Annotated in this window: 21 protein-coding genes; 13 read left to right on the plus strand and 8 right to left on the minus strand. The window is 48.8% G+C overall.

What is annotated here, in order from left to right; all coding sequences use genetic code 11:
• Positions 1-96: 96 nt before the first annotated feature.
• From MKY01_RS09765 to MKY01_RS09795, 7 genes are all read left to right on the plus strand, one after another.
• Positions 97-987, plus strand: coding sequence for a sugar ABC transporter permease (locus MKY01_RS09765; RefSeq protein ID WP_036669926.1), 891 nt, complete (start codon positions 97-99; stop codon positions 985-987).
• A 203-nt stretch (positions 988-1,190) separates the two neighbouring features.
• Entirely contained in the window at positions 1,191-2,060 is an 870-nt protein-coding gene (locus MKY01_RS09770; RefSeq protein WP_076327005.1) for a carbohydrate ABC transporter permease, read from the plus strand.
• A gap of 14 nt (positions 2,061-2,074) precedes the next feature.
• On the plus strand, positions 2,075-3,916 hold the full coding sequence (locus tag MKY01_RS09775; protein WP_339286363.1) for a sensor histidine kinase: 1,842 nt from the start codon (positions 2,075-2,077) through the stop codon (positions 3,914-3,916).
• Between the two features lie 11 nt (positions 3,917-3,927).
• Positions 3,928-5,532 carry a helix-turn-helix domain-containing protein gene (locus MKY01_RS09780; RefSeq protein WP_339286364.1) on the plus strand — a complete coding sequence of 535 codons (1,605 nt, stop codon included), beginning with the start codon at positions 3,928-3,930 and terminating at the stop codon, positions 5,530-5,532.
• 133 nt (positions 5,533-5,665) lie between these two features.
• Positions 5,666-7,063, plus strand: coding sequence for a sugar ABC transporter substrate-binding protein (locus MKY01_RS09785; protein WP_076252325.1), 1,398 nt, complete (start codon positions 5,666-5,668; stop codon positions 7,061-7,063).
• A gap of 68 nt (positions 7,064-7,131) precedes the next feature.
• Positions 7,132-7,467 carry a cupin domain-containing protein gene (locus MKY01_RS09790; protein ID WP_036669940.1) on the plus strand — a complete coding sequence of 112 codons (336 nt, stop codon included), beginning with the start codon at positions 7,132-7,134 and terminating at the stop codon, positions 7,465-7,467.
• Positions 7,464-9,386: an alginate lyase family protein gene (locus MKY01_RS09795; RefSeq protein ID WP_339286365.1), complete on the plus strand. Its 1,923-nt coding sequence runs from the start codon at positions 7,464-7,466 to the stop codon at positions 9,384-9,386. Before MKY01_RS09790 ends, MKY01_RS09795 begins: the two co-directional genes overlap by 4 nt.
• A gap of 62 nt (positions 9,387-9,448) precedes the next feature.
• On the opposite strand, the gene MKY01_RS09800 is transcribed toward MKY01_RS09795, so the two are convergent.
• The 5 genes from MKY01_RS09800 to MKY01_RS09820 are packed head-to-tail and all read right to left on the minus strand — an operon-like array spanning position 9,449 to position 15,811.
• The gene (locus MKY01_RS09800) at positions 9,449-10,627 is read right to left on the minus strand and encodes a YheC/YheD family protein (protein WP_143781026.1); all 1,179 of its coding nucleotides are present in this window, start codon (positions 10,625-10,627) and stop codon (positions 9,449-9,451) included.
• 35 nt (positions 10,628-10,662) lie between these two features.
• Positions 10,663-11,769 (minus strand): YheC/YheD family protein, encoded by a 1,107-nt coding sequence (locus MKY01_RS09805; RefSeq protein WP_339286366.1) that lies wholly within the window; start codon positions 11,767-11,769, stop codon positions 10,663-10,665.
• Entirely contained in the window at positions 11,769-13,142 is a 1,374-nt protein-coding gene (locus MKY01_RS09810; protein WP_036609869.1) for a YheC/YheD family protein, read from the minus strand. The genes MKY01_RS09805 and MKY01_RS09810 overlap by 1 nt, the downstream gene beginning before the upstream one ends.
• A 60-nt stretch (positions 13,143-13,202) precedes the next feature.
• The gene (locus MKY01_RS09815) at positions 13,203-14,393 is read right to left on the minus strand and encodes a YheC/YheD family protein (protein ID WP_339286367.1); all 1,191 of its coding nucleotides are present in this window, start codon (positions 14,391-14,393) and stop codon (positions 13,203-13,205) included.
• 50 nt (positions 14,394-14,443) lie between these two features.
• Complete coding sequence (locus tag MKY01_RS09820) at positions 14,444-15,811, minus strand: YheC/YheD family protein (protein WP_036609865.1); 1,368 nt, start codon at positions 15,809-15,811, stop codon at positions 14,444-14,446.
• Positions 15,812-16,048: 237 nt separating this feature from the next.
• Between MKY01_RS09820 and MKY01_RS09825 the strand changes: the two genes are divergently transcribed.
• From MKY01_RS09825 to MKY01_RS09835, 3 genes are all read left to right on the plus strand, one after another.
• Positions 16,049-16,396, plus strand: a complete 348-nt coding sequence (locus tag MKY01_RS09825; protein ID WP_036609862.1) for a YlbF family regulator — start codon at positions 16,049-16,051, stop codon at positions 16,394-16,396.
• Positions 16,397-16,592: 196 nt separating this feature from the next.
• Positions 16,593-16,877, plus strand: coding sequence for a hypothetical protein (locus MKY01_RS09830; protein ID WP_085981456.1), 285 nt, complete (start codon positions 16,593-16,595; stop codon positions 16,875-16,877).
• Between the two features lie 212 nt (positions 16,878-17,089).
• Entirely contained in the window at positions 17,090-18,424 is a 1,335-nt protein-coding gene (locus tag MKY01_RS09835) for a DRTGG domain-containing protein (protein WP_036609860.1), read from the plus strand.
• A gap of 148 nt (positions 18,425-18,572) precedes the next feature.
• Here MKY01_RS09835 and MKY01_RS09840 read toward each other — a convergent pair whose 3' ends face one another.
• The 3 genes from MKY01_RS09840 to MKY01_RS09850 all read right to left on the minus strand — a co-directional run bounded on the left by MKY01_RS09840 (position 18,573) and on the right by MKY01_RS09850 (position 19,836).
• The gene (locus tag MKY01_RS09840) at positions 18,573-18,914 is read right to left on the minus strand and encodes a YtpI family protein (RefSeq protein WP_036609858.1); all 342 of its coding nucleotides are present in this window, start codon (positions 18,912-18,914) and stop codon (positions 18,573-18,575) included.
• Positions 18,915-18,996: 82 nt separating this feature from the next.
• The gene (locus MKY01_RS09845; protein ID WP_036609856.1) at positions 18,997-19,485 is read right to left on the minus strand and encodes a hypothetical protein; all 489 of its coding nucleotides are present in this window, start codon (positions 19,483-19,485) and stop codon (positions 18,997-18,999) included.
• 21 nt (positions 19,486-19,506) lie between these two features.
• A complete protein-coding gene (locus MKY01_RS09850; RefSeq protein WP_026081169.1) occupies positions 19,507-19,836 on the minus strand; it encodes a YtrH family sporulation protein in 330 nt (109 codons plus the stop codon).
• Positions 19,837-20,102: 266 nt separating this feature from the next.
• Here MKY01_RS09850 and MKY01_RS09855 point away from each other — a divergent pair, with 266 nt between their 5' ends.
• The 3 genes from MKY01_RS09855 to MKY01_RS09865 all read left to right on the plus strand — a co-directional run bounded on the left by MKY01_RS09855 (position 20,103) and on the right by MKY01_RS09865 (position 25,516).
• A complete protein-coding gene (locus MKY01_RS09855; RefSeq protein ID WP_339286368.1) occupies positions 20,103-24,242 on the plus strand; it encodes a DNA polymerase III subunit alpha in 4,140 nt (1,379 codons plus the stop codon).
• 309 nt (positions 24,243-24,551) lie between these two features.
• Positions 24,552-25,043, plus strand: coding sequence for a phosphatidylglycerophosphatase A (locus MKY01_RS09860; RefSeq protein WP_036609851.1), 492 nt, complete (start codon positions 24,552-24,554; stop codon positions 25,041-25,043).
• Between the two features lie 284 nt (positions 25,044-25,327).
• Complete coding sequence (locus MKY01_RS09865) at positions 25,328-25,516, plus strand: hypothetical protein (RefSeq protein WP_017689496.1); 189 nt, start codon at positions 25,328-25,330, stop codon at positions 25,514-25,516.
• Positions 25,517-25,674: the final 158 nt, after the last annotated feature.

Consider the following 25,674-nt stretch of genomic DNA (forward strand, 5'->3'; position numbering starts at 1 on the left):
GTCACATTCTCCCCTGTAGAAAGTTGATTTCCCTATCCCGCTTTCCTCCATATTCCCTCTATACTTCATTCAAAAGCTATAGGGGGTCCGATTCTGGTGAAACCATCCAAAATACATGCATATATGTTCATCTTTCCAAGTCTTTTTTTAACTGTTGTATTCGGGATCTATCCGCTGTTATGGGCGCTGCGTTACATGTTCTATGATTATCAAGGCATCGGGACGCCTGTCTTCATCGGGCTTGATAATTTTGGACGCATTTTGCGTGACGGGCAATTCTGGGATTCAGTAGGCAACACGGGTGTGTATGCCCTGGGCAAACTCGTCGTTACGATTCCACTGTCGTTAACTTTGGCGATTATTCTGAATCGCAAATGGAGAGGGCGATCCCTCTTTAGGGCGATCTATTATCTTCCCACTATTTTTAGCGCTTCGGTCATGGCGATTGTATTCTTTATTATTTTCAACTCCTATAACGGAATATTGAACCAATTGCTGCTTAAGTATCATGTGATCTCCGAACCTATTAGCTGGCTGGGGGCTGAACATGCCATGCTAACAACCATCATCATTGCCATCTGGGGGGCTGTGGGCAACTATATGTTGTTGTTCATTGCGGGTCTTCAGAGCATTCCTGAAGAGCTATATGAGGCGGCATCGCTGGATGGAGCAAGTGAGTTTCAGAAACTGCGGAATGTAACGATTCCGTTGCTGGGTCCTGTCTTGCAGATGATCATCATGCTGGCAATTACCACGGCGCTGAAAGGTTACGAGAGTATTATGGTGCTTACCGAAGGGGGGCCGTATGGCAAAACAGAGGTGATGTATCTGTATTTATTCAAACTGTTGTTTCCCGTGTCGGCTGACACACAATCACTCCAGCAGCTCGGTTATGGCAGTGCAGTTGGTTTCACAACGGCTCTCATCGTAGGGGCTGTGACGCTCATTTATTTCCGGATATCCAAAAAACTCAATGATGTCTATTAAAAGGTTGTTCAAAAAGTCCGCTTTTGATTACGAATCATGCTTAGCAGCATGATCAGCATCGAATATGAAATTCAGCCGAAATGTCCGTTGCTCACGTAGTTTTCCCTACGCTCCGCTACTCCATTTCTAGCTTCATTCCATCTTCTCGGTACTGAAAACCACCCTTTTTGAACACGTATAAAATTAATCAGGAGGAAACGATGATGACTCAAAACGTACTTGCGCCCTCAGGGTCTCCCCAACTCATTCGCTGGACCAAACGAACGGTACTTTGGTTGTTTTTGATCGCAATCGCTCTGCTGTCGCTGTTCCCCATCATACTTGTATTGCTCGGTTCCTTCAAAACAAACCAGGAATTGACCGGAGGAGCTACCATCTGGCCGAAGATTTGGCAGTTCTCCAACTATGCTCAGGCTTGGAAAACCGCCAATTTTTCGGGTTTTACGATGAACAGCGTGTTTGTTAGCATCAGTACAACAGTTGGCACACTGCTGGTAGCTTCGATGTCTGCCTACGCTGTGGATCGAGTGAATTTCAAAGGGAAAAAGGGGTACACCCTGCTCATGGCATCCACTCTGTTTATTTCCATAGGCGCGGTTGTGCTGCGTCCGCAATTTGACCTCATGGTCAAGCTAGGGCTGAACACCACGTTGTGGGGCGTTATTATTATACTGATCAGCGCACACGCTGCCACATACTTTATTCTGATTGGTTTCTTCAAGAGCATCCCGCGGGAACTGGATGAAGCGGCGATGATTGATGGTTGTAATTTCTTCACCACGTACTGGCGAATTATTCTTCCACTCCTGCGCCCCGGACTCGCCGTTGCAGGTCTGGGTGTATTTCAGAGTTCATGGAATGAATATATTCTTCCTTTTGTGTTCACTATGAGCAATCCGGACTTGCAGACTTTGCCGGTTGGGCTGGCTAATCTGCGATATGGCATTGGAGCTGCAGCTGAGGTCCAACTGATGATGGCCGGAGCCTGTCTGTCCATTTTGCCGCTGCTCATCGTTTATATTTTTGCCAACAAATCATTCATGCAGGTGACCTTGGGAGCTGTGAAAGGATAGGCGTGAGCACAATCATGGAAACGGTTTTACGGGTTATTCCACTGTGCTATACTCATTTTAATTCACAGCGGACGGGCCAAGCCGTGTTCAAGGAGCGAGCGCCGATGATATTCGACTTTTATAAAATGTCCCTGAAAAAAAGAATACAGCTGCTGTACATTTTTCTCGTTGTCTTATGCATCAGTGTGACCGGGATATGCTCTTATCTCTTTGCTGCACGAAGCATTGAGCAGAATGCACTTGAACTGAAACAAAGCATTCTGAACAAATCAGTGCAGGTTATGGATGAACATCTAAGGCACATTGTTGTATCCTCTTTTTCTTTTATGCTCAATGAAACGTTCACCCAGGTCATGAAGGACGTGGGAAAAAATAACACATCTCATTATTATCAGAATCTCTCGCTGCTGCAAACATCGTTTGCTCAATTGAAGCTCGTAGAGCCACTGATTGATACCGCATATCTGACAACACCCATCGGTGATTTTTTCTCGACCAAAGATTTTCCGAATCGCAATAACTCATTCGACAGGGAATACGGACGCTACGTGAAGCTGCAAGGCTGGAATACGATGTGGTTTGGCTCACATCAGAGTCAATTGTTCCAATCCCAAGGAAATGTGTTATCTCTGTTGCTCAAACCTATTGTGATCGATAATCATACCTATTCGAATGTATATATGGTCGTCAATATGAAGGAAGAGGCGATGCGAGACATTCTGACGCAGGATCTCATGAATAACCAGATTCAACTGTTTTTGCTGCACAAAAACGGAAATGAAGTCATTCGGCCCAGGTCCCAAAATTACGATTTCATTATGGAGCCTGACTTTACCCAACAGTTTAGCCGTGGCGATGCTGGGGATTTTACCTACAGGAACGATCAGGGGGAGGACATGCTTGTTAACTATTCGGGATTGTCGATGAACGAGGATTGGGTCATCGTAAGTGTACAGTCCAAGGCTGACTTGTTGTCCCCCCTACAAAAGATACGCTGGCTGATTATCCTGATCATGTTGTTTTGCATTTTGCTTGCACTCGGGTTGTCCAGCCTGGTGGCCTCCGCTCTGCTGAAGCCACTTAACAAACTGCGACGCCTGATGGTTGAGGTGGAGTCCAATGACCTGGATGTACGGTTTCGCAGCAAGTATGACGATGAAGTTAGCGCTGTAGGGCATCGTTTCAATCGAATGTTGGACCAGATTCAGATTCTGTTTGAAGAAGTACGGACAACGGAGCAAGACAAACGGCGGTTTGAAGTCAAGGCGCTCCAGGCGCAGGTTGATCCTCATTTCCTCTACAATACGCTTAATACGATGTTCTGGAAAAGTGAGAGCGGAGAGAAAAAGGATGTAAGTGAGATGATTGTCTCCTTATCCTTATTATTCCGTCTGGGACTGAATGATGGGAAAGACATCACCAGTGTGGAGCAGGAGATCAAACATGTCGAACAATACATGCAGCTTCAGCAAAAATGTTACGAGGATCTGTTCGTTTATCGGATTGAGGTGGGGGACCCCTCTTGTTACGCTGTTGATATTTTAAAAATATTACTTCAGCCCTTGGTCGAGAATTCCATCCTGCATGGATTCAATGATAAAGAAGATTTGGGTGTTATCCTGATCCGCATTGATCGTCAGGGTGACACACTACGGCTGGAGGTGGCTGACAATGGATGTGGTATGGATGTAGCCAGCATCTATGCTGAGGATGTTCCTGACGGGGGACGCAAAGGTTATGCCCTATCCAATCTCCATGGCAGATTAAGCCTGCACTATGGGGATGTGGCCTCAATTGTATTTCATAGCAGTACAGATGTGGGAACAACGGTTGTTATCACGATTCCGATCACCTGAGGAGGGGCAGTATGGGCCAATTGACGATGTGTGTTATGGATGATATCCAGGCAGTTGTAAAGGGCATATCTTCAACTATTCCGTGGGAAGATCATCAGGTTCGGATTGTAGGCACGGCGGGAAATGGAGAGCGCGGTTGGTCCTTGTTGCTGGAGCAGCAACCCGACATCGTGATTAGTGATATCAGGATGCCCAAGTTGAGCGGGCTGGAGCTAATGAAGCGGGCATTGGATGCCGGACTGCGAGCCAAATTTATTTTCATCAGTGGTTATTCGGATTTTCAATATGCACAGGAGGCCATCAAGCTGGGTGCATCCGATTATTTACTCAAACCGTTTACCCCTGAAGAAATACTCGGTGCGGTGTTGAAGGTAAGACAGGTGATTAAGGAAGAACAGGCACAGTGCAAACAGTTGGAACAGTTGGAGCAGAAGGTGGAGAGCAGCAGCCAGTACGAGCGTCACAGCTATCTACTGGGCTTGTTGCGTCATGAAGTCGGGGGATTCCTGAATGAAAGTCGCTGGAACGAGCTGCATATTGATCTCGATTCCTCCAATCTTATCGTCATAGTTATCGAGGTGGATGGTTATACGCGATATGGATACACGATGCATCTGGATGCCGAAATCGTTCCTTTTGCGGTTCAAAATATTGTTGGAGAAACCATAAATCGTTATACCAAAGGCGTTGTTTTACGGGAAAACCGATACCGGCTTGCAGCCATATTTAACACACCAAGCCACATAGATGTCTCCGAGTTACTGGAGCAATGCCGCCAAAATGTGGAGCGATTCAGCAAAAAAACAGTCTCAATTGGTGTGGGTACGATTGCTCGCAGACCACAGGAGATCTGGACGTCCTACGCACATGCAGATCAGGCGATATCCTATCGTTTTTACAGTGAAGGCAATTGCATCCTCCAGTATGCTGAACTGGAGAATCAGGCATGTGTGGCTCCGGTATATCCTCTGGAGAAGGAGAAGGAGCTTTTTTATGCACTGAAATGTGGTAATGAGAGCACCTGTCACCGCATCATTGATGAAATTCTCGAAGAATGGCAGGTTTCCGAAGGTTTTCCCGAGCCACTCACGATGATTCGTTTGCTGTCTGGACTTGCTTTTGCCATCTACCGTGCCTTTTGTGATGAGATTACAGCAGAGGAACGCTTGCGTCTGGAGGCCGACCTGACAGTGCTTGAGGCGATGCGTTCCTTGACGTTTGAGGGCTGGAGGGGATATATCAAACATTTTAGCAGTATGGGTTGCGAGATTATGGACAAAAAACGACTCACTGATGTCAAACAGGCGATTAGCAAAGCGCAGGAATATATCAGTCTGAATCTTGCAGAAAATCTGACGCTGCATGCCTGTGCCCAATCCGTGCATTTAAGTCCGAGTTACTTTGCCAATGCCTTCAAAAAGGAAACGGGCATAACGCCGATTCAATATATTACTAAGATGAGGATGGAAAAGGCCAAAGAATTGCTGGTTGCAGGTGTACAGGTGCAAGAGATCTGCCAGAGGCTGGGTTATGAGGACAGGCCGTATTTCAGCGGTTTGTTCAAGAAATATTGCGGCATGACGCCAACCTGCTTCCGGCAAATGTATGAGAATTGAAACCGATACGGATCGTCATTTTTCCCACCATGCAAAGTCAGAATGTCCCTCACCTCCATGAAAGCGTAGCGATTATCATTACGTTAACGGATAACCAAACGGGTTGTCCAGACAAGCATAAGGGGGCATATCAATGGTTAAAAAGTGGATGGTGACTACGCTAAGTGCATTGCTGGCGCTAAGTTTGGCAGGTTGTTCTGCTGACAGTGGTACTTCGGCAAATAGCGAATCGGGGACCAGCGGGGAGAATGCCGGAGGGAAAACCAAAATCATATATTGGACACCGGACCGCCATGATGCTGATTTTATGAAATCCAAGATCGATGAGTTCAACCGGACGAACAAGGACAACATTGAAGTGGAGATGACCGTGATGGGGGACAACTATCCACAGGCGGTCGATATTGCTTTTGCCAGCAAGCAGGCACCCGATGTGCTGCAAGTTAATGATTTTCAGACGTATTATCAGAAGGGGTATCTCGCCCCGATCGATGGATACATGAGTGATGAGATGAAGGCCGTATTTAAAGACAGCTTGATTGAAAATAAAAACACGATTGATGGAAAAATATATTCCCTCCCCAATACAGGGCAGGTCTGGCGGCTTGTGTATAACAAAGATATTTTCAAAAAGGCAGGGATCGAGAGTCCGCCAAAAACGTTGGCTGAGATGGTTGCGGATGCCAAAAAAATTACCGAAGTTGGTAAAAGTGAAGGCATCTATGGCTTTGCCAGCCCATTCAAGAGCAGCAGCGGCTTCTGGAGAGCAGCCAATACGATTGCAGGTGCAAGCAATAATGTGGGTATTGATGGTTACAACTACAAGACAGGCCAATTTGATTTTGGGATGTACAAGGATATCGCAATGGCGCTTCGTCAGATGAATCAGGATGGCAGCATGCTGCCAGGGGTTGAAAGTCTGGACATCGATCCACTCAGAGCCCAGTTTGCTCAAGGCAAAATCGGAATGTACATTAACCACTCCGGTGAACCAGGTGTATATAAAGATCAGTTTCCTACAAAAGAAAATTGGGCAGCCGCTCCTGTACCAACTAATGATGGAACGATCAAGGGCGCTTCACAAGTCATCGGGGGCTCCTACATCGGCATCAATGCAGATTCTGCCAACAAGGAAGCGGCATGGAAGTTTATGGCGTATGTGTACAGCACAGATCTTCAGAGTGAGTATTACGAAAAAGGATACGGAATCTCGCTGATTCCTGCTGTATTAAGCTCTGACAAAAAACCAAGCATTCCGGGCATTGAAGGTTTCCTGCCCAAACGATATGATGCCATTTTCCCGGCAAATCCAAGTGTGGTGACCGAGAGTTCACTGGAAGGCACCAAATGGGGTGAGGCTTTTTCAATCTTTGTATTCACGGGTGGCGATCTCGATGCTGTGATCAAGGATCTGGATACAAGGTATAATGCAGCTCTGGAGAAAACCAAAGCGGCAGGGCTGACCAACATAACTGCTGATCCTTCGTTTGATTCTTCCAAACTTCAGGGTAAATTGTCCACAGAAGACTAATAAACGTTCATAGCGGCCGTGGTTTAACTACTTCGGTCGCTTATTCACAAGGAAAGGGGAAAAGCAAAATGATTATTAATCATGCGTCTATCGATGCACATATCGTGAACGAAACGAGTTCCCGCAAGATCTTGGGTATGGGCGGTACATTAATGATGGTGGAGGTTACCTTTGCTAAAGGTGGTATTGGAGAAGTTCACTCCCATGATGCGCACGAGCAGGTCAGTTATATCGTCAAAGGTAGCTTTGAGGTTCAGGTCGGTGAAGAAACTCGCATCTTAAAAGCAGGGGACAGCTTTTATGCCGGTTTTAACGTCCCGCATGGGGTTAAGGCACTGGAGGACTCCGTCATTCTGGATGTGTTTACGCCGTTCCGTCAGGATTTTCTTGAGGCGTCCCAATGAGCGATTTTTACCTTTCGGCAACAGACCTGCAACGGGCTGCCCAATATTATGAAAAACATTTTCCGGAAGAAGCCCGAAATTCGCTCACGATTGCCAATCGTGCCATCCTGAATGAATTTATCGTTCCTTATACCAACGATCTGAATCGCTGGATTCCGATGGGGACACCCGTGGACTGGCTTCACAACCCGACCAATGATCTGGAGTTCACATGGGGCATCAATCGACACTGGCATATGCTCGATCTGGGCAAGGCGTATCTGATGAAGGGCAATCCGCTATATGTAACAGCATTTATTGACCACTTCCGTAGCTGGAGACAGCAAAACCCGGTACCTATAAATCTGTTTTACGACGAGGCTGTGTTCTTTCAAAAACCCGGACCGTGGCGCCTGCTGGAGACGGGACTACGTGTGCAGTCCTGGATATCGGCATATAAATATATGGAAGCGAGTTCACTGATAGACGAAGGCTTTCAGGCGGAGTTTCGACAAGGTCTGAACGAGCACGCCGAGTTTTTGACCCGTTACCTCGGCAGCACGGAAATAAATCATGCCATTATGCATATGCAAGGGTTGTTCATGATCGCTACGTTCTACCACCAGCACTCGCGAAGTCCATACTGGCGTCAAGTGGCGATGGAACGTCTTGAGCTGTGTTTGTTGCATCAGTTGGGTGAAGAAGGGATACAGGTTGAACTGACAACACATTACCACAATGCCAGCATCGAAATGTTTGGCACCCCTTATCGATTGGGTGAGATTTCAGGACATCCTTTCTCGGCATGGTATGCCCGCTGTCTACGCCAAATGGCCGCATTTACTGAGGCGCTGATCCGACCAGATCATCAGTCTACCGGTATTGGTGATTCGGATTGGGTTGGCGATGGACGACAACGACTGACCCTGCTTGGAGCGATCCTGGACGATGATGATTTGATGGCTCGCGGAACGGATAGCTCGGAGTGTCTCTGGTTGCTGGGTGTAGAAAAATATGAGCGATGCCTCAGACTACAGGCTTCTTCTTCTCCGGTGTTGTCGAGCCGAGCCTTTCCGCAGACAGGATATTATGTCATGAGGGACAAGTATCAATATCTTTTTTTTGATGCGGCTGCCATGGGCGGAGCACACGGACATGCGGATGCGCTGAATGTGGAGTGGATGTGGAAGAACCAGCTTTTCTTCACGGACACCGGACGTTATACGTATGAAGAAGGGAAATGGCGTCGGTATTTCAAAAGTACGCGGGCGCACAATACCGTCACGGTGGATGGTCTGGATCAGACACCTTATCTCTCCACACAGCAATGGGGTGAACCGGAGGCTCAGGCTACAACGCTACGTTGGGAGAGCAATGACAGCTATCACTTCATTGATGCTTCACAGGATGGATATACACATTTGCCAGATCCAGTTACACATCGTCGGTGGATGCTGGCAGGGGTGGAGATCCCTATACTATTAATTGTGGATTGGCTGGAGGCAGAAGCAGAGCATACTCTGGAGCAACGTTTTCACCTGCATCCGCAAGCGGATATTGCGTTGAGAATGAATGAAGCTGGAGAAATGACGGCGGATATGAGCTATGAGGCATCTTCCATAACGCTGACGATGCAATGGGTTACGGCAGGCATCGGGAAGGGAGCCTTCGCGTTGACGGAGCAGCCCGGCTGGGTATCTGAGGTGTATGGTTCCAAGTCGGAAACATCGGTCATCCAGGGCAAGACTGATTTCTCGGGTAAAGTGGGTATTCTGACGTTGTGCCTCCCCGCGGATCATACAGACCAGGTTACACGTGTAACCACATGCCAACTGGAACCTGACCTGATGAGATTGGCATTATCTTATGTGCAAGGTGAGGAAAAAGGGTATATTGTGATTGACAACGACACGTTGCAATGGTCGAAAGAACAGAAATAAAAACAGTGAAGCAGGAGCAGATGCTCGCACTTGGCGAACATAGACTCCTGCTTTTTCTTCACTCACTTGGCTTTATTTTTTCTTTTTACTCTGGGTGATTTTTGCGAAACGGGCTTGGGACTGGCTGGCTTTCTGGCCGTTCCGGGAGGTCTGTTGCGATATACCCATAAGGCATACTCCAGCGGCTGAGTGATGGCTTTATAATAGATATCCCGCTCCCCGATGCGAGCGAATACTTCACGTGCAGGTTTGGGGTTAACTTCAAGCAGGTAGATACGCCCGCTTCTGTCAATCGCCAAATCCAGTGCCAACTCACATAGGTCCCCATACGTATCTTCCAGAAACGAAGCAACATCAATGCCGAATTTCTCTGCAGTTGTGTTAATTTCTGCCCGGAGGTCGTCATCTTCGATCCATTGCTTCATGAGTCGGTCCATCGCTATTGCCTGACCGCCGCCATGCAGATTGGAGGTTACGCTTTTTTCTGCACCCATGCGTCCAGCACATCCAGTAAGCTCCCATTGTCCTTCTCCGTTCTTCTGAACGAGCATGCGATAATCATGCACACGTCCATTCGGAAGCTGAAGTTGAATGCCCTTTTGTACAAGATACTTGTCTTTCATGTTCCAGTGCTGGAGCAACGCGCCAAGTCGTGATAAATGAACTTTACGTGGAGTGATGATACGACGCTTCTGATCCCGCCCTTGAACAAGCACTGTATTAGCCTCGCTACTGCTGCGTTCAATGCGCAGAATACCACGTCCGCCTGTTCCATTAATGGGTTTGAGATAGACCAGAGAAGAAACTTTAAGCATCCGGTTTACATCGGACATATCCTGAAATAGAGCGGTTTCCGGCAGGTGTTCACGAAAGTTGGCTTTTTGCAAAAGGGTCTGGTGGATGGTCCATTTATTGCGCAGTGGCCTGTTCAGAAAGAGCAGATGCCCATATTTCTCACGAAAAGCAAGCAATTGCTGGAACCTTCGGTTACGCTGAATCCGGCAACGATCAAAGATCAGGTCCGGGAATGATCGCCACTCCCTGGACCAGCCTTTTCCTTCATGAAAAACCATGGCTTCAATTTGTTTGCCGCCGGGGTGTACGTCGGCTGGTGTGAATACATAGATATCGAGTCCCCGCTTGCGCCCTTCAAGAATCATTCTGCGATAAACGCTTCGTTCTTCAAGAGCGCGATGTTCATTTAAGTACAACGTCATAATGCCCAGAACAGGTGAGGACACAAACAATCACCTTCTTTTTGCAGTATTCCTGTCTATCATCGTTTGGACTGACGGGCAAGATAAGCGCTGTAGTGAAATATACGTTCCAATGACCGCCGTCTGATCTGTGGTTCATCAAACTTCATGGGCTTTGCATTGGCTTCGAAGAACCAGAGTTCCCCCAGGTCATCAATGCCCAGATCCATGGACATTTCTCCGAGCGTGTAACCTGATCCCCGTTCTACCTGTCTTGCGATCATTAATGAAGTGGATTTCACACGTTTCATCAGGGTTGTTGACATTTCTTCGCCAAAAAGCTCGGTCAGCAGCTTCTCAGGGTCTTCTACGCTCCCGCCGCGCGGCACATGAGTTGTAATGCTGCGGGAGCCAGCAAGTCTCGCTCCTACACCGGTTACGCTCCATTGGCCCTTGGTGTTCTTTTGTACAAGAACACGCAAATCGAAGGGGCGTTTACGAGAGGATGCCAGTTCAATGCCTTGTTGCATGATATAGGGCGTATGTCCGGTTTCTTTGCGAATTCGTGCCCATAACTTGGCAAGTGTAGATGCTTTATAGGTCGTGCTTCTACGTGTGGTTTGTATTTTGAGACGATAGGGAAGCCGTTCTTTTTCCTGAAATTTAAGCATCATGATTCCTTTACCAGCTTTGCCGCTCTCGGGCTTAAGGTACAGATAGGGATACGTCCGTAGAACGACACCCAGAGAAGAAGCACTTCGCATCCGCCGAGTATAAGGGATCAGTTGCTGAGTCGATTTGGATTTCCTGAGCCATTCGAACAGATCCCATTTGTTGAAAAAGAATGGGTTATACAGTTCGATTCCTGATTGCATGCATTCGTCAATTTTACGCTGCACGGAAGGTTTTCCTTCGTCTTCCCGGTTGGGAATACGATTGTACAGAACATGGGGAAGGGGGAAAGGTTGTGAAACCCACTTTCCACTCCCCTTGTTGTACGTATATCCTTTCACGGTGGGGCCACTCACGTTCAGATCCCGTACAGTTACAATGTACACCACGTATCCCATGCTCTCGCCTGTCTGTAAGATATCTTGAAAATTTTGATGATTTCCCCTGAACATACGCTGTTTATCATGCATGGTCAAAACAGCAATGACAGGTTTGAAATCATCATGAAGGGTCATCAAATCTCTTCCTTCTTCCGGAACTTGCTCAAATACAGGCAGTGTTCCAAGATGTGCTCCACCGACGATTTGCCCTCCACCCGGAGTGAAGGGTGACGGAAAATGGAGCGCCCGGGTTTGGCGTTCGCTTCGAACATCCATACATGTTCCTCCTGATCAATGCCCAGATCAAAGCCAATCTCACCAATCAGATGCTGGTGCTGGGTTTCAATCGCCTGGGCCAGTGTAATAGCGACGGATTTGGCATGCTGAAGAACTTCTCCCGCACGATCGCCGAAGTTGCGACTGAGCGCCTGCTCAGGAGTCATTAGGGAGCCGCCATTTTTGATGTGTGTTGTGACGCTGCCACGTCCTGCCTTTTTGGCTCCAATTCCGACAACAACCCATTGATTATTACCATTTTTGTGCATGTGAAAACGGAAATCAATTGGACATTCATCAATCTCAATTAGACGTATTCCCTGCTGAACTACATATCCGCGTAGCTGCTTGCCATGTCTTCCCTGAAGCATGCGCATCAGACTGTTGAAGGACCCAAAACGCAGGAGTGCATTACCGCCTTTTTTGCGATAACGTGCGAAATATCCACGTTTGGGCGAATAAGTCAGGCGGTAGATCCCGTTCCCCAGACTTCCGGCAGTAGGCTTATAGTAGACGAACTGATGGCGTTCCAACATTTCCTTCATCTGTTCAACGGAAGGATTGGTAATCGATTCAGGGATATACCGTCCTGCTGCCGGCTCGTTCTCCAGCAACGTATAGATATCCGATTTGTTGAAGAAGCTCCAGTTGAAGAACGGAATTTTTCGGCGAACAAATCGTTCCCGCAGCTGGTTGATTGCTGGTGAGAAGTCTGAACGACGGCTTGGTAACCGGTTGTAGACAACATCGGGCAGAGGTACGGTTCTGCGGGTAAAGCTTCCGTTATCATTCAGGAAAAAACCCGATACCGTCTCGTTCTGCCAATTGATATCCCGAGGAGTAAATGCGTAAATGTAGGATTTACGGCTGCCTTCACGGAGTAATTGTTTGATGAAACCAGTACGGGAACCGAATGGATTCGTGCTCGTCGCAGGCCCATCAGAGAGTACGCCGATCAGTGGACCTAACTGGACCTCATCATTTTGCAAATTCCGGAGATAAATACTGCCCCGTTTGGGAACGTTCATCATATTACGGATACCTGAAGCGAGATACAGATGTTTACCTGCTTTTTTGATTGGTTTGATCGTTGCAGGTACCCGGTCACGCCCGAAGCGAAGGTGCACCGTTTTTTTGCCGGACAGGTTGAGGCTCTTCATTAAAGCGTTGGATACATAAACCACTTTATCCGGTTGCTTGGTGAAATGCAGATTGCAAAAGGTCAAACTCATGATTTATCCTCCTATCCTGAAAAGATCCTTGGGCTCCATGGCAAGCGGGCGCTGCGGGCCTCAGCCGCCGTGAATCGGGATGGGTTTCAGGCCAGCTTTGCTGGATGTATTCGGCAATTTCATTGGACGAAAGACGTCCGTGAGAACATGTTGTTGCAACAGATAACGGGCATAGGCAAGCGGCCGGGTATAAGTCAGGGTATGCATGCGTCGGTCGCCCGCTTCTGCAAATGAGGTGCGGCCTGGTTTGGAGTTGACTTCAATTAGCCAGAGTTGGCCCTCTGCATCTGCTCCGAAATCAAGGCCCAATTCGGCTAACCTGCCGAAACGGCTTTCCAGCAGGGTGGGGATAAGAGTAGCAGTCTGCCGGATGCTCTTCAGCAGAGTTTCCGTGCGGATCGTTCCATATCGCTGGAGCAGATATGCGTGGGCAGGATATGCTTTACCCCCACCGTGAAGATTGGACGTGAGTGAACCTTCGGGTCCTTCCCGTACCATACATCCGGTAAGCGTCCAGCGACCTTGCCCATTCTTTTGCATTAGAGCCCGTATGTCGAATGCTCTTCCATGATGGCTAAGCTCCAGATATGGCTGCACGATCATCTTGCGCTCAGCCTGATGTAATGCTAGCCAGGAAGATACAGCCTGGGTATGGTTGAATGTAAGAAAAAAGGGTTCATTTTCCTCGTTACGCCCCTCCACGATCCATGTTGATGGAGTCGTTCCCCGAGACAGGCGAAAGGTATTTTTGCCATGAGTCCCGGATACCGGTTTGAAAAACAGTCCTTTGGGCCAACGGTCCAGCCATGTTTCCCAAGGAATATGCGATCCGATCCGGGTTGTGGGAGCAAGTTGTGACCTCAATTCAGCATTTCGGGACAACACACGATGTACTTCCCATTTTCCTGGAAGGGAAGCAGACCAATAACGGTGTTGATCTGTGCCGTTGGTTGGTATCCATTCCTTAAGCTGTTGTCTGACGTACCTGGAGATAGGGCGAAGACAACGATCCATAATGAGATCGACTGCAGGAACAGGTACGGAATTCCACTTCCCTTGATGATAGACATATCCCCATTGAAGAGGGAGATGGACTGTATCATTCGATATCGGGATCACAATAATCTGAAGGGCGTATCGCATGCTCCCCAAACTGAGGCGACGGCAGAAAAGTTCATCCGTAAAGGGAGGTGAGCCTTCGGTTGCACGTACCAGAATGGCCAGTGTCTTGGTCTGAGATGTTGGAAACATTACGCTGCACCTCTCCTCTATCAGATTTGTTTCCCTTAGGGAATAACTTTTCAAAAACCCGCCAGGTACGTAGAATATTCGAGCATGGCTTTGACGGAAGGGCGGATCTTGCTCTCACTCAGTGGTGTATTATCATTCTTGGATGGTTTGGAGTTGACTTCGAGCAGCCATACGCGCCCAGTGGTGTCCAAGGCCAGATCAATACCGAGTTCACCAAAATGAGCAGGGATGGCACTCTCGATTCCTTTAGCGATATCCAGTGCTGCGGTGTGCAATCCTGCATATGCGGAAGCTTTGGCTGATCCAGACAACTGTGTTTTGGCAACAGCATCCTTGACGGTGCTGAGACTTCCACCCCGTGCCAGATTGGATACGTAGTGACTTCCGCCCGCAATCCGGGCGACGATGGAGGTTACACTCCATTTACCTGTACGGTTTTTTTGCACGAGCGCACGGAAATCCACGGGTCTGCCACTGTTGTCAATGAGAGTCAGCCCTTGTTGGATCTGATAACGCGTTGTTTTCATTTTCCCAGACATACTGGCATACAGTTTATCCAGAGAAGTATACGTTTGTTTCCGGGTCCCCCCGACGCCAGTCGCCAGAGTCAGGAAGCTTCCGTCAATCTGACGTGAGACTCGGATGATCCCTTTGCCCAAAGAACCGCGGACGGGCTTCAGAAATACAACCGGATGTCGGTTGCACATCGTCTTGAGCATGGCAGACGTCTTGAGCAAATGAGACTCGGGAAGAACTCGTTTAAGCGTTGAAATGGACTTGAGTGCGTCAAACACTTCGTTTTTGTCCAGAAACTTTTCATTGAAGGTTTGCGTGCCGTAGAGCGATTTTACTTCTTTCATAAAATGCTGTACGCTAGGTTTGTTCTCAAGCTTGCGGGACGTTAGCCGGTTATTGACGACGTCTGCTACAGGCAGAACAGTCTTTTTCCAGCCGTCATCATACACCCAGCCTTTCATATAACCCGTTACCGCTCCAATATCCTCCGGTGTGAAAAAGGATACATAGGCGCCTTGCTTACGGCAGGCGTTCACCAGTTCTTGACAGAACATCGTGATGGAGCCAAAGGGCCGATCGGGCTGATCGGGATAATCCTGGCTAACCAGTACACTGATGTAGGGTCCAAGGCGAAGCGTACGGCTGGCTGAACGATAGGATACCCTCAGGACCGAACGTGGAACGAGACCGGTCTTGCTGGCAACTGTCTGATTGATGCGCAGCCCGTCATACCTTGGTACCGGAATAACAGTGACTTCGCGGCGGAAAGAGCCAAATTGCAGCTGAAGCGGCCTTCCTGAAGGGATTTTAAGCGCCTTAAGCACCCCTTCGCCCAGCATGATGACGTCGTCCTGCAGGATGCCCGAGCCGGTAACCTGAATCGTTACTTTTTTAGTGGACATCACGGATCTCCTTCCGGGCGGCAACTTGATGTCTGATCTCGAAGTTGAACGGCATCTGAACATGGCATGTGCTTCATCATATGAGGACATATAACCCTTGGTGATTGACCCATATGGATTAAATGCATTTGATTTCGAGGCAGGTTATGGATGGCCTGTTTCAGAGCGCCTTTGTTTGACAGGAGAGAAAAGCGTGTATTAACACGGATGAACAAACCAATCTGAGGAGGAATAATAGTGAACATTTATGACAAAGCCAATGATTTGGCCAAAGCACTGAGAGAAAGCAGCGAGGTGGAAGAGATTACTTCCGCGATGAAGCTGATTGAAGCTGATCCGGATGCAAAAGCAATGCTGGATAACTTCCGTGATCAACAAATGGAATTGCAACAACGTATGATGAGCGGGGATATGCCAGCTCCGGATGAGATGGAGAAAATGGAGAAGCTGTTTGAAGTACTGAGTTTGAATCTGAACATCCGTCGTTTGTTTGATGCGGAGCGTCGCCTCAGTGTCATCATTGAAGACGTGAATAAAATTATTGCTGACAGCCTGGGTCATCTGTACGGTGGCGCTGAAGCGTAAAAAGGTAGTTCAAAAAGTCCACTTTTGATTACGAAGGATGCCTAGCTTCATTCCATCTTCTCGGTACTGAAAACTGATCTTTTTGAACACGTACTAAAAGGTTGTCTTGTTTTTTTACCTGAACCTTTCATATTAGCTCCTTATCGTTCATAGACTAGACATATAGAGTCGATCAAGAACGAAGGAGCTGTGAATGGTGAAGAGGTTGAAAAAAGCAAAACATGTGATCTATCTGCTTATTGCGTTGTCGATGCTGGTCATTGCACTGCCGCGGATTTCCTTTGCTGGAGGAATGGACTGGGTTAATATTTTTGGCATCGTATGGGTGCTGTTCTCCTTATTAATCGTTGGTGCACATCTGCATTTTATTCTCGGTGTGGATGAAGAGAAGAAGCGTGCACTGGAAGCCGTTCGCCGGGCGAAGCTGCGGCAGTGGGAGATGAAACTGCTGGACAAGCAGGAGCGGAGCGAGTCTGTATAAGGTACAGTATGAGATCCAACATGGAAGACCGGAATCCCTTGGTACAAAGGGGCCCCGGTCTTTTTTGGTACATACAGAATTAGAGGTTAATGGGATGATTAAATTCAGATGGCGAACTTGCCTCTGAGAATGGATAGGGGTGGGGTTATTTTCCTAAAGCCGTGTTATAATAGATACAGTATAGTACAGATGCATCTTCGGGGGTGGTACAGTTGGACGGACAGGAAGAGAACGTCACGAAGCATGAACAGTTACTTCAACATATTGAACAACTGAAGGTTGGTAGTAAAATATCAGTACGTGGACTTGCGCGGGAGCTGGGTGTAAGTGAAGGGACAGCGTATCGTGCGGTGAAAGAGGCGGAGAACTTCGGGCTGGTCGTGACCAAGGAACGAATTGGAACGGTGCGGATCGAGAAGAGACCTCGGGGCATGTCGGAACAGTTGACCTTTGCTGATGTCGTGACCATTGTGGAAGGCCATGTGCTGGGGGGGAACGAAGGTCTCGCCAAACCGCTGCACAAGTATGTGATTGGAGCGATGAAGGAACAGGCAATGGCCCGTTATATTGACGCTGGGAGTCTGCTGATTGTGGGTAACCGTGAAGATGCTCACTCGCTTGCCCTCGAACAGGGAGCGGGCGTGTTGATTACGGGTGGTTTTGGGACAAGTCGTGAAGTAAGAATTATGGCTGACGAGCTTGGGCTACCGATTATTTCATCCAGACATGATACATTCACGGTAGCTTCAATGATTAACCGTGCGATCTTCGACCGGCTGATTAAGAAAAAAATTATGCTTGTTGAGGATATCATTGGTCAGAAACCTCGCTTGCAGGTATTGAAGGTGACCAGTTCAGCCGCAGATTTTCATATGTTGGTTTCAGAGACGGGTGAACATCGCTTTCCAGTCGTGGATGAATGGAACCGGGTTATCGGGATTGTGAGTCTGAAGGATGTCAGTGAGCTGAAAGAAGATCAAAGTATTGAGAAATGTGTGATACGCCGCCCGATTACGGCCTCATTGCAGACATCTCTTGCTTCTGCTGCCCAGATTATGACCTGGGAAGGCATCGATTTTCTGCCAATCGTGGATCGGAATCGCAAACTGATTGCGTCCGTCACACGCAAGGAAGTGCTTCAGGCCATGCGGGATGCACAGAAGCAGCCACAACTGGGAGAGACGTTTGATCATCTGATCTGGAACGGGTTTGCCGAGGAGCGCGGTGAACAGAACGAATTGTTATTTCACGGATTCATCATTCCTCAGATGGCAACGGATCTGGGTACGATCTCCGAAGGAGTTCTGTTGAATGTGATGACCCAGGCTGGCCGGCGGGCAGCGTGGGATGTTACAGGGAACGACCATGTGGTCGATAATGTAACAACTTATTTTGTTCGACCAGTACAGATTGAGGATCAGATCCTGGTTCGACCGTTAATTCTGGAAACCAGTCGTCGAACGTGCAAAATGGACATTGTGGTTACCCGTGAAGGCAGTGTGGTATGCAAAGCGGTAATGACATTGCAGTCGATTGACCATGCCTAGCAGGGTACGTTGCCTCGGGCATAGACAACAAAGAGAGTACTCCCTGATCAAGAAGCTCTGCCGGGTTGCGCTGTCGCGCGGTTCTGGCTTCGCTTAATGAAGGGGAAGTACTCTCTTTTTGCAGACACAATGATATAGCTTCAACGAATCATGCAGATTGTCCGGAGGTTTTACCTGATCCATTACTGGACCTTTGTTGAAGCCGCGCATAATAACTGCGGTTACGTATTCCGGCAAATACATTATACGCACCCATAATCAGAAATAGCGCTTCCACAATCACAGATAAAGTGGAGCCCGTGAAGACAAACATCAGGATCAGGGCAAGAACAACAAGCATGCCACCCATCCAGATATTTGTCCACGAACGGTACAGACCGGCGCTGGTAGCATCCGAACTTCTGTGTGAACGAATACTGTTCAACGCTGCAAAAACCATGGCAACAGCAAAGATGGCGATTAGAGCATATTTGAGTACATCAATGAACACAAAGACGCAGCTCCTTTTCTGGAAAGCATTTACTGCCCTTATTGTACCATGGAGAGATGCAGACAAGGGCAGTTTTTTGCTGTTACGCAGGAACGTGCATGCGAATCTGTACCCAAACTTGCAGTACGCCTTCCATAACCAGCATCGTTTTGACCTGAACGGTGTACTCCTTTTCCCTGACCGAGTACACTTTCTGATTCAGCATGATTCGCGTCATTTTGCTATACTCATCGATGTTGAATACATCTCTGCCCCGAAGTACCTCAAGTTCGTCTCCGAGCTTCTGTAACATCACTTTCAGAGAAGCCTCGTCTGGGCCCTTATCCGATTCTTCTGCACGGACCTTGATTTCCTTGATAACGGTTTGGCGTTTACTGTATTTTTTCAGCGTTTTGATATCCTCCTCATTCTGATGCAGCTGAAGCTGCAGCTCCTGATTGTTCAGCCACAACGCATTGTAACTCAGGTGAAATACACCGTTGTAGACGACACATCCAGCGATCATTCCTAGAACAAACACAGCGGTCATTCGCATCAGCGGGCGGTAACGAGAAAATGGCGGAACTCTCATGAACGCTGTTCCTGTCTCATATTAGCTACGGCCTCCGCCGCACACCCATTTCACTAATTCGGTTCCCATATGCGCGCCCATAAAAGCAGAGATCAGATACAGGATTTGTTTGACCGCCGGAGACAGGTTACCATCCAGGAAATTGCTCTCGATGACACGCATGGGATCTATTGTGCCGCCGACAGCGGCTGCGAGTGCCCATATCTTTATTTTTCCAGAAATATCGAGCATCGTCTGTGTCGGAGGCTGAAGAGAGATCACTGCTCCAATACCTCCGATCATCGCGCCGCCCAGCACGATTCCAAACGCAATAAAGAAATCAAGAATGGCTTTGGACAAAAATGTGCTCACTGGCAACACCCCTTTCAGACCTAGCAGCACACCTCCTGTCTTCGGTCTGTCACAGGGGGAGCGGCTTGTACTTCTATTGTATGGGCGTGCCCCCGAACGTTATGATAAAATAGAATAATAAAGTCTCCTTTTAAGAGGTTGTCACGAATTTTAATAGGTGATTCCATTTTTTTATTTATTTAATTCATATATATGAGATAGATAGGGTAGCAGACGGATCAGAAGATCGATGCTGCGACTATCTGCGGCGAAAGGAAGAAAAAAACATGAGTTCTTTTGTGCATTTGCACGTTCACAGCGAATACAGTTTGCTGGACGGCGCTGCGCGTATTCCGGATCTCGTGAATAAGGCTGCAGATCTCGGAATGACGACACTTGCGCTGACCGACCATGGCGTGATGTATGGTGCAATTCCTTTTTATAAAGCCTGCGTTGAACGAGGTATCAAGCCGATTATAGGGTGCGAGGCATACATGACAGCAGGGTCCCGCAAAGAGCGGGGAAGCCGCAAGGATCAACCGATTCATCATTTGATTTTGCTAGCCAAAAATATGACGGGTTACCGAAATCTGATGAAATTGTGCTCGATTGGACATCTCGAAGGTTTTCATTACAAACCCCGTGTAGATATGGAAAGTCTGGCTGCCCATCACGAGGGCATTATCTGTCTAAGTGCGTGTCTTGGTGGTGAAGTACCACAACATTTACTGCATGGACGAGAAGAAGAGGCGAGACGTGCGGCGTTACGCTACAAAAATATCTTTGGTGACGACTTCTATCTGGAACTTCAGGATCACGGGCTGTCGGAGCAAAAAAGGGTGAATCCGCAGTTGATCAAACTGGCTGCCGAGCTGGAGATTCCGCTTGTAGCCACCAATGATGCACATTATCTGTCCGAAGAGGACGCGGAGCTTCAGGATGTACTGATCTGTATCGGAACAGGCAAGACCGTGGATGATGAGAATCGGCTCCGAATTGGAACCAATCAGCTCTATCTGAAAAGTGAAGAAGAGATGGCTCGTTTGTTTCCTCATGTACCGGAAGCTCTGGCAAACACCGTCCGCATTGCGGATTCCTGTGAGTTGAAGCTGGAATTCGGCAAATCGATTTTGCCGGAATACAGACCGCTTCCTGATGGACTCAGCCCTTCGGTGTATCTGCGTCAGCTGTGCGAAGAAGGAATGAAGGAGCGTTATGCGCAGTCCACACGTTGGACAGATGCAGAGCTTCGATCCGAACTCGAACAACGATTGGCGTATGAGCTGGGTATAATCGACAGCATGGGATTCTCGGATTATTTCCTGATTGTTTGGGATTTTATCGCCTATGCGCATAAACAAGGCATTGTTACTGGACCAGGCCGGGGCTCCTCGGCAGGTAGTCTGGTAGCATACACTTTGCATATTACCGATGTTGACCCGATGAAATACAATCTGCTCTTCGAACGATTCCTGAATCCCGAGCGGATCTCCATGCCGGATATTGATATTGACTTCAGCGATGAGCGGCGGGATGAGGTCATTGATTATGTCGCGCATAAATATGGCAAAGCCCATGTCGCCCAGATTATTACGTTTGGAACGATGGCTGCCCGTGCAGCCGTACGTGATGTTGGGCGGGCCCTGAATGTGCCTTATGGCGAAGTGGACAAGGCTGCAAAGCTGATTCCGGCGCAACTTGGTATTAACATCGAGCGGGCTATGGAAGCTACACCTGAGCTGAAGGCGCTGTATGAAACCAAGCCTAAGACACGTGAGCTGCTGGATATGGCGATGAAGGTCGAGGGCATGCCACGTCATGCTTCGACCCATGCTGCGGGAGTGGTTATCTCCCGTGACCCGCTGACCGATGCGGTGCCACTTCAGGAGGGCAGTGAAGGGACAGCGTTAACCCAGTATTCCATGGAAAACCTGGAGTCTATTGGGCTGCTTAAGATGGACTTTCTTGGTTTGCGTACCCTCTCAATCATTGAGCGGTGTGTACGCTGGATTGGGGAACATGGAGAAATTCCGGATTTCCGCCTTATCCCCGATGATGATCCGTTAACGTACGAGATGCTTGGGCGAGGGGACACGATGGGCATATTCCAACTGGAATCTGCCGGGGTACGCCGTGTGCTGAAAGAGATGAAGCCAAGTAGTTTTGAAGATGTAATCTCTGTACTTGCCTTGTACCGTCCGGGTCCGATGGAGTTCATATCCAAATACATTCAGGGCAAGCATGGACAGATTGAAGTGGATTACCCCCATGTGGATCTGGAGCCTATCCTGAAAGATACGTACGGGATCATCGTGTATCAGGAACAGATCATGCAGATAGCCTCCCGGATGGCGGGTTTCTCGCTGGGTGAGGCAGATTTGCTCCGCAGAGCGGTCTCCAAGAAGAAACGGGAAGTGCTGGATCTGGAGCGTGGACACTTTGTACAAGGCAGCCTGAAACAAGGGTATAGCGAAGAAGAGGCAGACCTGGTCTATGATATGATCGTCAAGTTTGCAAACTATGGCTTCCCGCGTGCTCATGCCGCGGCATATGGTGTGCTTGCGTTCCAGACGGCTTATCTGAAGGCGCATTATCCGGTTCATTTTATGGCATCCATGTTAACAGCCGTAATGGGCAGTCATCGGAAAGTGGCAGAGTACGTGGTGGAATGTCGGCGTATGGACATGGAGGTGCTTCCGCCGGATGTGAATGAGAGCGGTATTCTGTTTACACCTGTATTTGTGCCGTCCGGCAGCGCAGGAGCCGGGGATCAGAGCAATGCATCACAGCAGACTGCGGGAGCAGATGCAGAGAGTAACCCCGGAAGCCCTGCCGAAGAACATGCCACGAATGGTAACGGGAGTTCCTTCAGGGAAGATCGCGTTCATGAGCATGATGGGCATTCGGGACAAACCGAATATGGTGAAGCACCTCTACCGGATGATCCCGGTCCTGGACCGGAAGAGGACGGTGGTGGATATGAGTGGCAGGCAGCGACAACCATGCCTGAGGCATCCGACAACCGGAAGGAACCGGGATTGGTGACGGTTTCTTCAATGGATAATGGTAATGACGAAGGACAAGAGGCGTCTTCTTCGCGCGCGGAACAAGAGGAGCTGTCCTCTGTGGAGAAGAACGTTGCAGTGTCTAATGATAATTCGGATGAGGAAAAATTAACGGGTGCAATACGATTTGGTCTGGCCGCTGTGAAAAATGTCGGTACCCAGGCAATGGAAAGCATTATGATCGTAAGGCAGGAGAGACCGTTCGACAGTTTGCTCGATTTTTGTCGTCGTGTGGATTTGCGTGTATGCAACAAACGTGTGATTGAATCGCTGATCCAGGCCGGAGCTTTTGACTCATTACCTGGGCACCGTGCCCAATTGCTGGCGATGCTGGATGAGACTGTTGAAGCAGCGTTGAAATGGCGCAAGGAACGTGAGGATCTGCAGATTCAATTGTTCGACTTTGTTGAGACGCCAAACTGGGAGATTGAATATCCGGAAATTCCTCCTTATTCCTCAGGGCAGCAACTGGAGCTAGAGCGAGAGTTGTTAGGTTTGTATCTCTCTGGGCATCCTCTGGATGACTATGAAGATGTGCTGGAATCGAGTGGGGCTGACCGGATCATGGAGCTGACCGAGGCGGCAGACGACACGATGACCGTCGCCGCGGGTATGGTTGTGTCTGTGAAGTCGATCACGACGAAACAGGGCAAGGCTATGGCGTTCATGGAGCTGGAAGACCAGATTGAACGCTGTGAAGTGGTTCTCTTTCCCGAGGTATGGCGGCGTAGCCAGCAACATGTCGGGAAAGGTGAACTGCTCGTCGTGCGTGCCAAAGTGCAGCAGCAGGACGAAGGGTTTAAGCTGCTGGCTGAGGAAGTGGTGCCGTTGTCACCGGCGGCACTGGAGCAGCAGCTGCGCAGCCGTGACCGGCGCGTCAAGCCCGGCAGCGGCAGCTCTTCGCGCCCGGCGCAGGCTGCTTCGCCGCGGCGACCAGCGGGCGCAGGAGCCGAAGCGCAGCGCAGCAGCGCAGGCGGGGATGCTTCCGCTGTGCGTAGCAACGGGAGCCAAGGCTCGGCAACGACGCGCAGCGATGCGGCGGGTATGGGCGCAGCCACGGCGGCGGCTTCCCGGCCTGGCGGTGCCGCTGAGGCGGCAGGCAGCCCGGAGCAGAGCCGTGAACCGCGGGCTGTGGAGCAGCGGGTGTTCGTGAAGATTGCCCCGCATGCGGAGAAGCCTGAGCTTCTGGCACGTCTGAAGCAGTTGCTTCAGGAGCATCCCGGACCTGTGGCGACAGTGCTCTTCTATGAGCAACAGCAGAAGCTGCTTGCGCTGAGTGATGCCTACCGGATTAAGCCATCACCAACCTTGTTCTCCGAGATGGAGAAAATGCTGGGTGAAGGCACGGTCAAAATTAAATAAGAGGCTGTCCCGTAAGTGATAGCACTTATCCATAGTATGAAACCTGTTTGGCTCAATGCTGAACAGGTTTTTTTTGATTATTTTGGTGCGAGCTCGGTTCCCTGACGACAGGGTTTAAACAAACAAATTGCAGACTTGTTATAGGCCAGCTACAGACCAGAGCGGAATGTACAATCCTGAAACAGGTTTAGGCTGCGACTGGTCTTAACCATCCGCACATTTTATGAACATTTTAACAGGTTGCTGCATACACTTGAGAACACCGAAGGACCTCGTGGTCCTCGGGGGATTGATGCGGGAGGTCGAGATATGTCATATGAAATCGTAGAAGCCATGCTGGCCCGGCGGGGTGTACGGATTGATGCAATCGCAGCAATTGTATACCGTCTGCAAAAAGGGTACCACCCCGAACTGACCTTGGACGACTGTGTAACCAGCGTGAAATCCGTTCTGCAGAAACGAGAGGTGCAATATACGCTCTATACGGGTATTGCTCTCGACGAACTTGCGGAGAAAAAACTCTTGCCCCAACCGTTACAGGCTATTATGGAAGCGGATGAATCCCTGTATGGAGTGGACGAGACTCTGGCCCTCGGCATTACTCATGTGTATGGTATGATTGGTTTAACCAGCTTTGGTTACCTGGATAAAGAAAAAATAGGTGTAATTCATGATTTGAACGAACACACAACAGCCATTCATGTCTTTTTGGATGATCTGGTCGCAGGGGTGGCTGCTGCGGCTTCTGCCCGGATTGCACACAAAAATATTAAAGCCAAAAAATACCCCTCAGACCTTTAACCCCCTGTATTTCCATGCTTGTCTGTTATGGTCAATCTAATGGCTCATATGAAGGTCTTCAAGGGCGGCTGACGCTGCCCTGATAAGCTTGCGGCTGCTTATGGAAGAGGTATGAACAAGAAGATTTCGTCAACCATATGAGTTATTCGTGGGGGACTAATGTCCCTCATGATCCCAAATTCTCCCCAAAGGTCCCGAACCCTTTCTTGCAGAAAAAAAGTGAGGTATGTTATCATTAGTCCAATATACGGGCTCTGAACATTAGCTTAGGGGGCGGACAAGGCATGTGGACGGTGATTTACATTGCACCGACAGCAAAGGTTGCGGACAAGATCAAGACCAAGCTTTCGGAAGAAGGTTTTCTGGTACAGACCCGTCCCATCAGTTTATCCAAGCAGCAATTTGAGATTCGCGTCCCTTCTGGGGAATTGGAAGAGGTCCAGGAAGTGTTGAATTCCATTCTGCATTCCTGATTTGTTCGACATCAACGTGCCTTGGCAGATGAAGAAGTACCATCGGTACATAAGGGACTAATCGCGTAAGCGGAGAGAGGAATCGACTTGCATGTATTGTATGCTGCTGTCCTTCCTTCTTTTTTTGTTAGGACAAGGACCGACCTGGTTGCTCCCGG

Origin of the sequence: Paenibacillus sp. FSL R5-0486 (assembly GCF_037975155.1) — a bacterium.
GTDB lineage: Bacteria > Bacillota > Bacilli > Paenibacillales > Paenibacillaceae > Paenibacillus > Paenibacillus amylolyticus.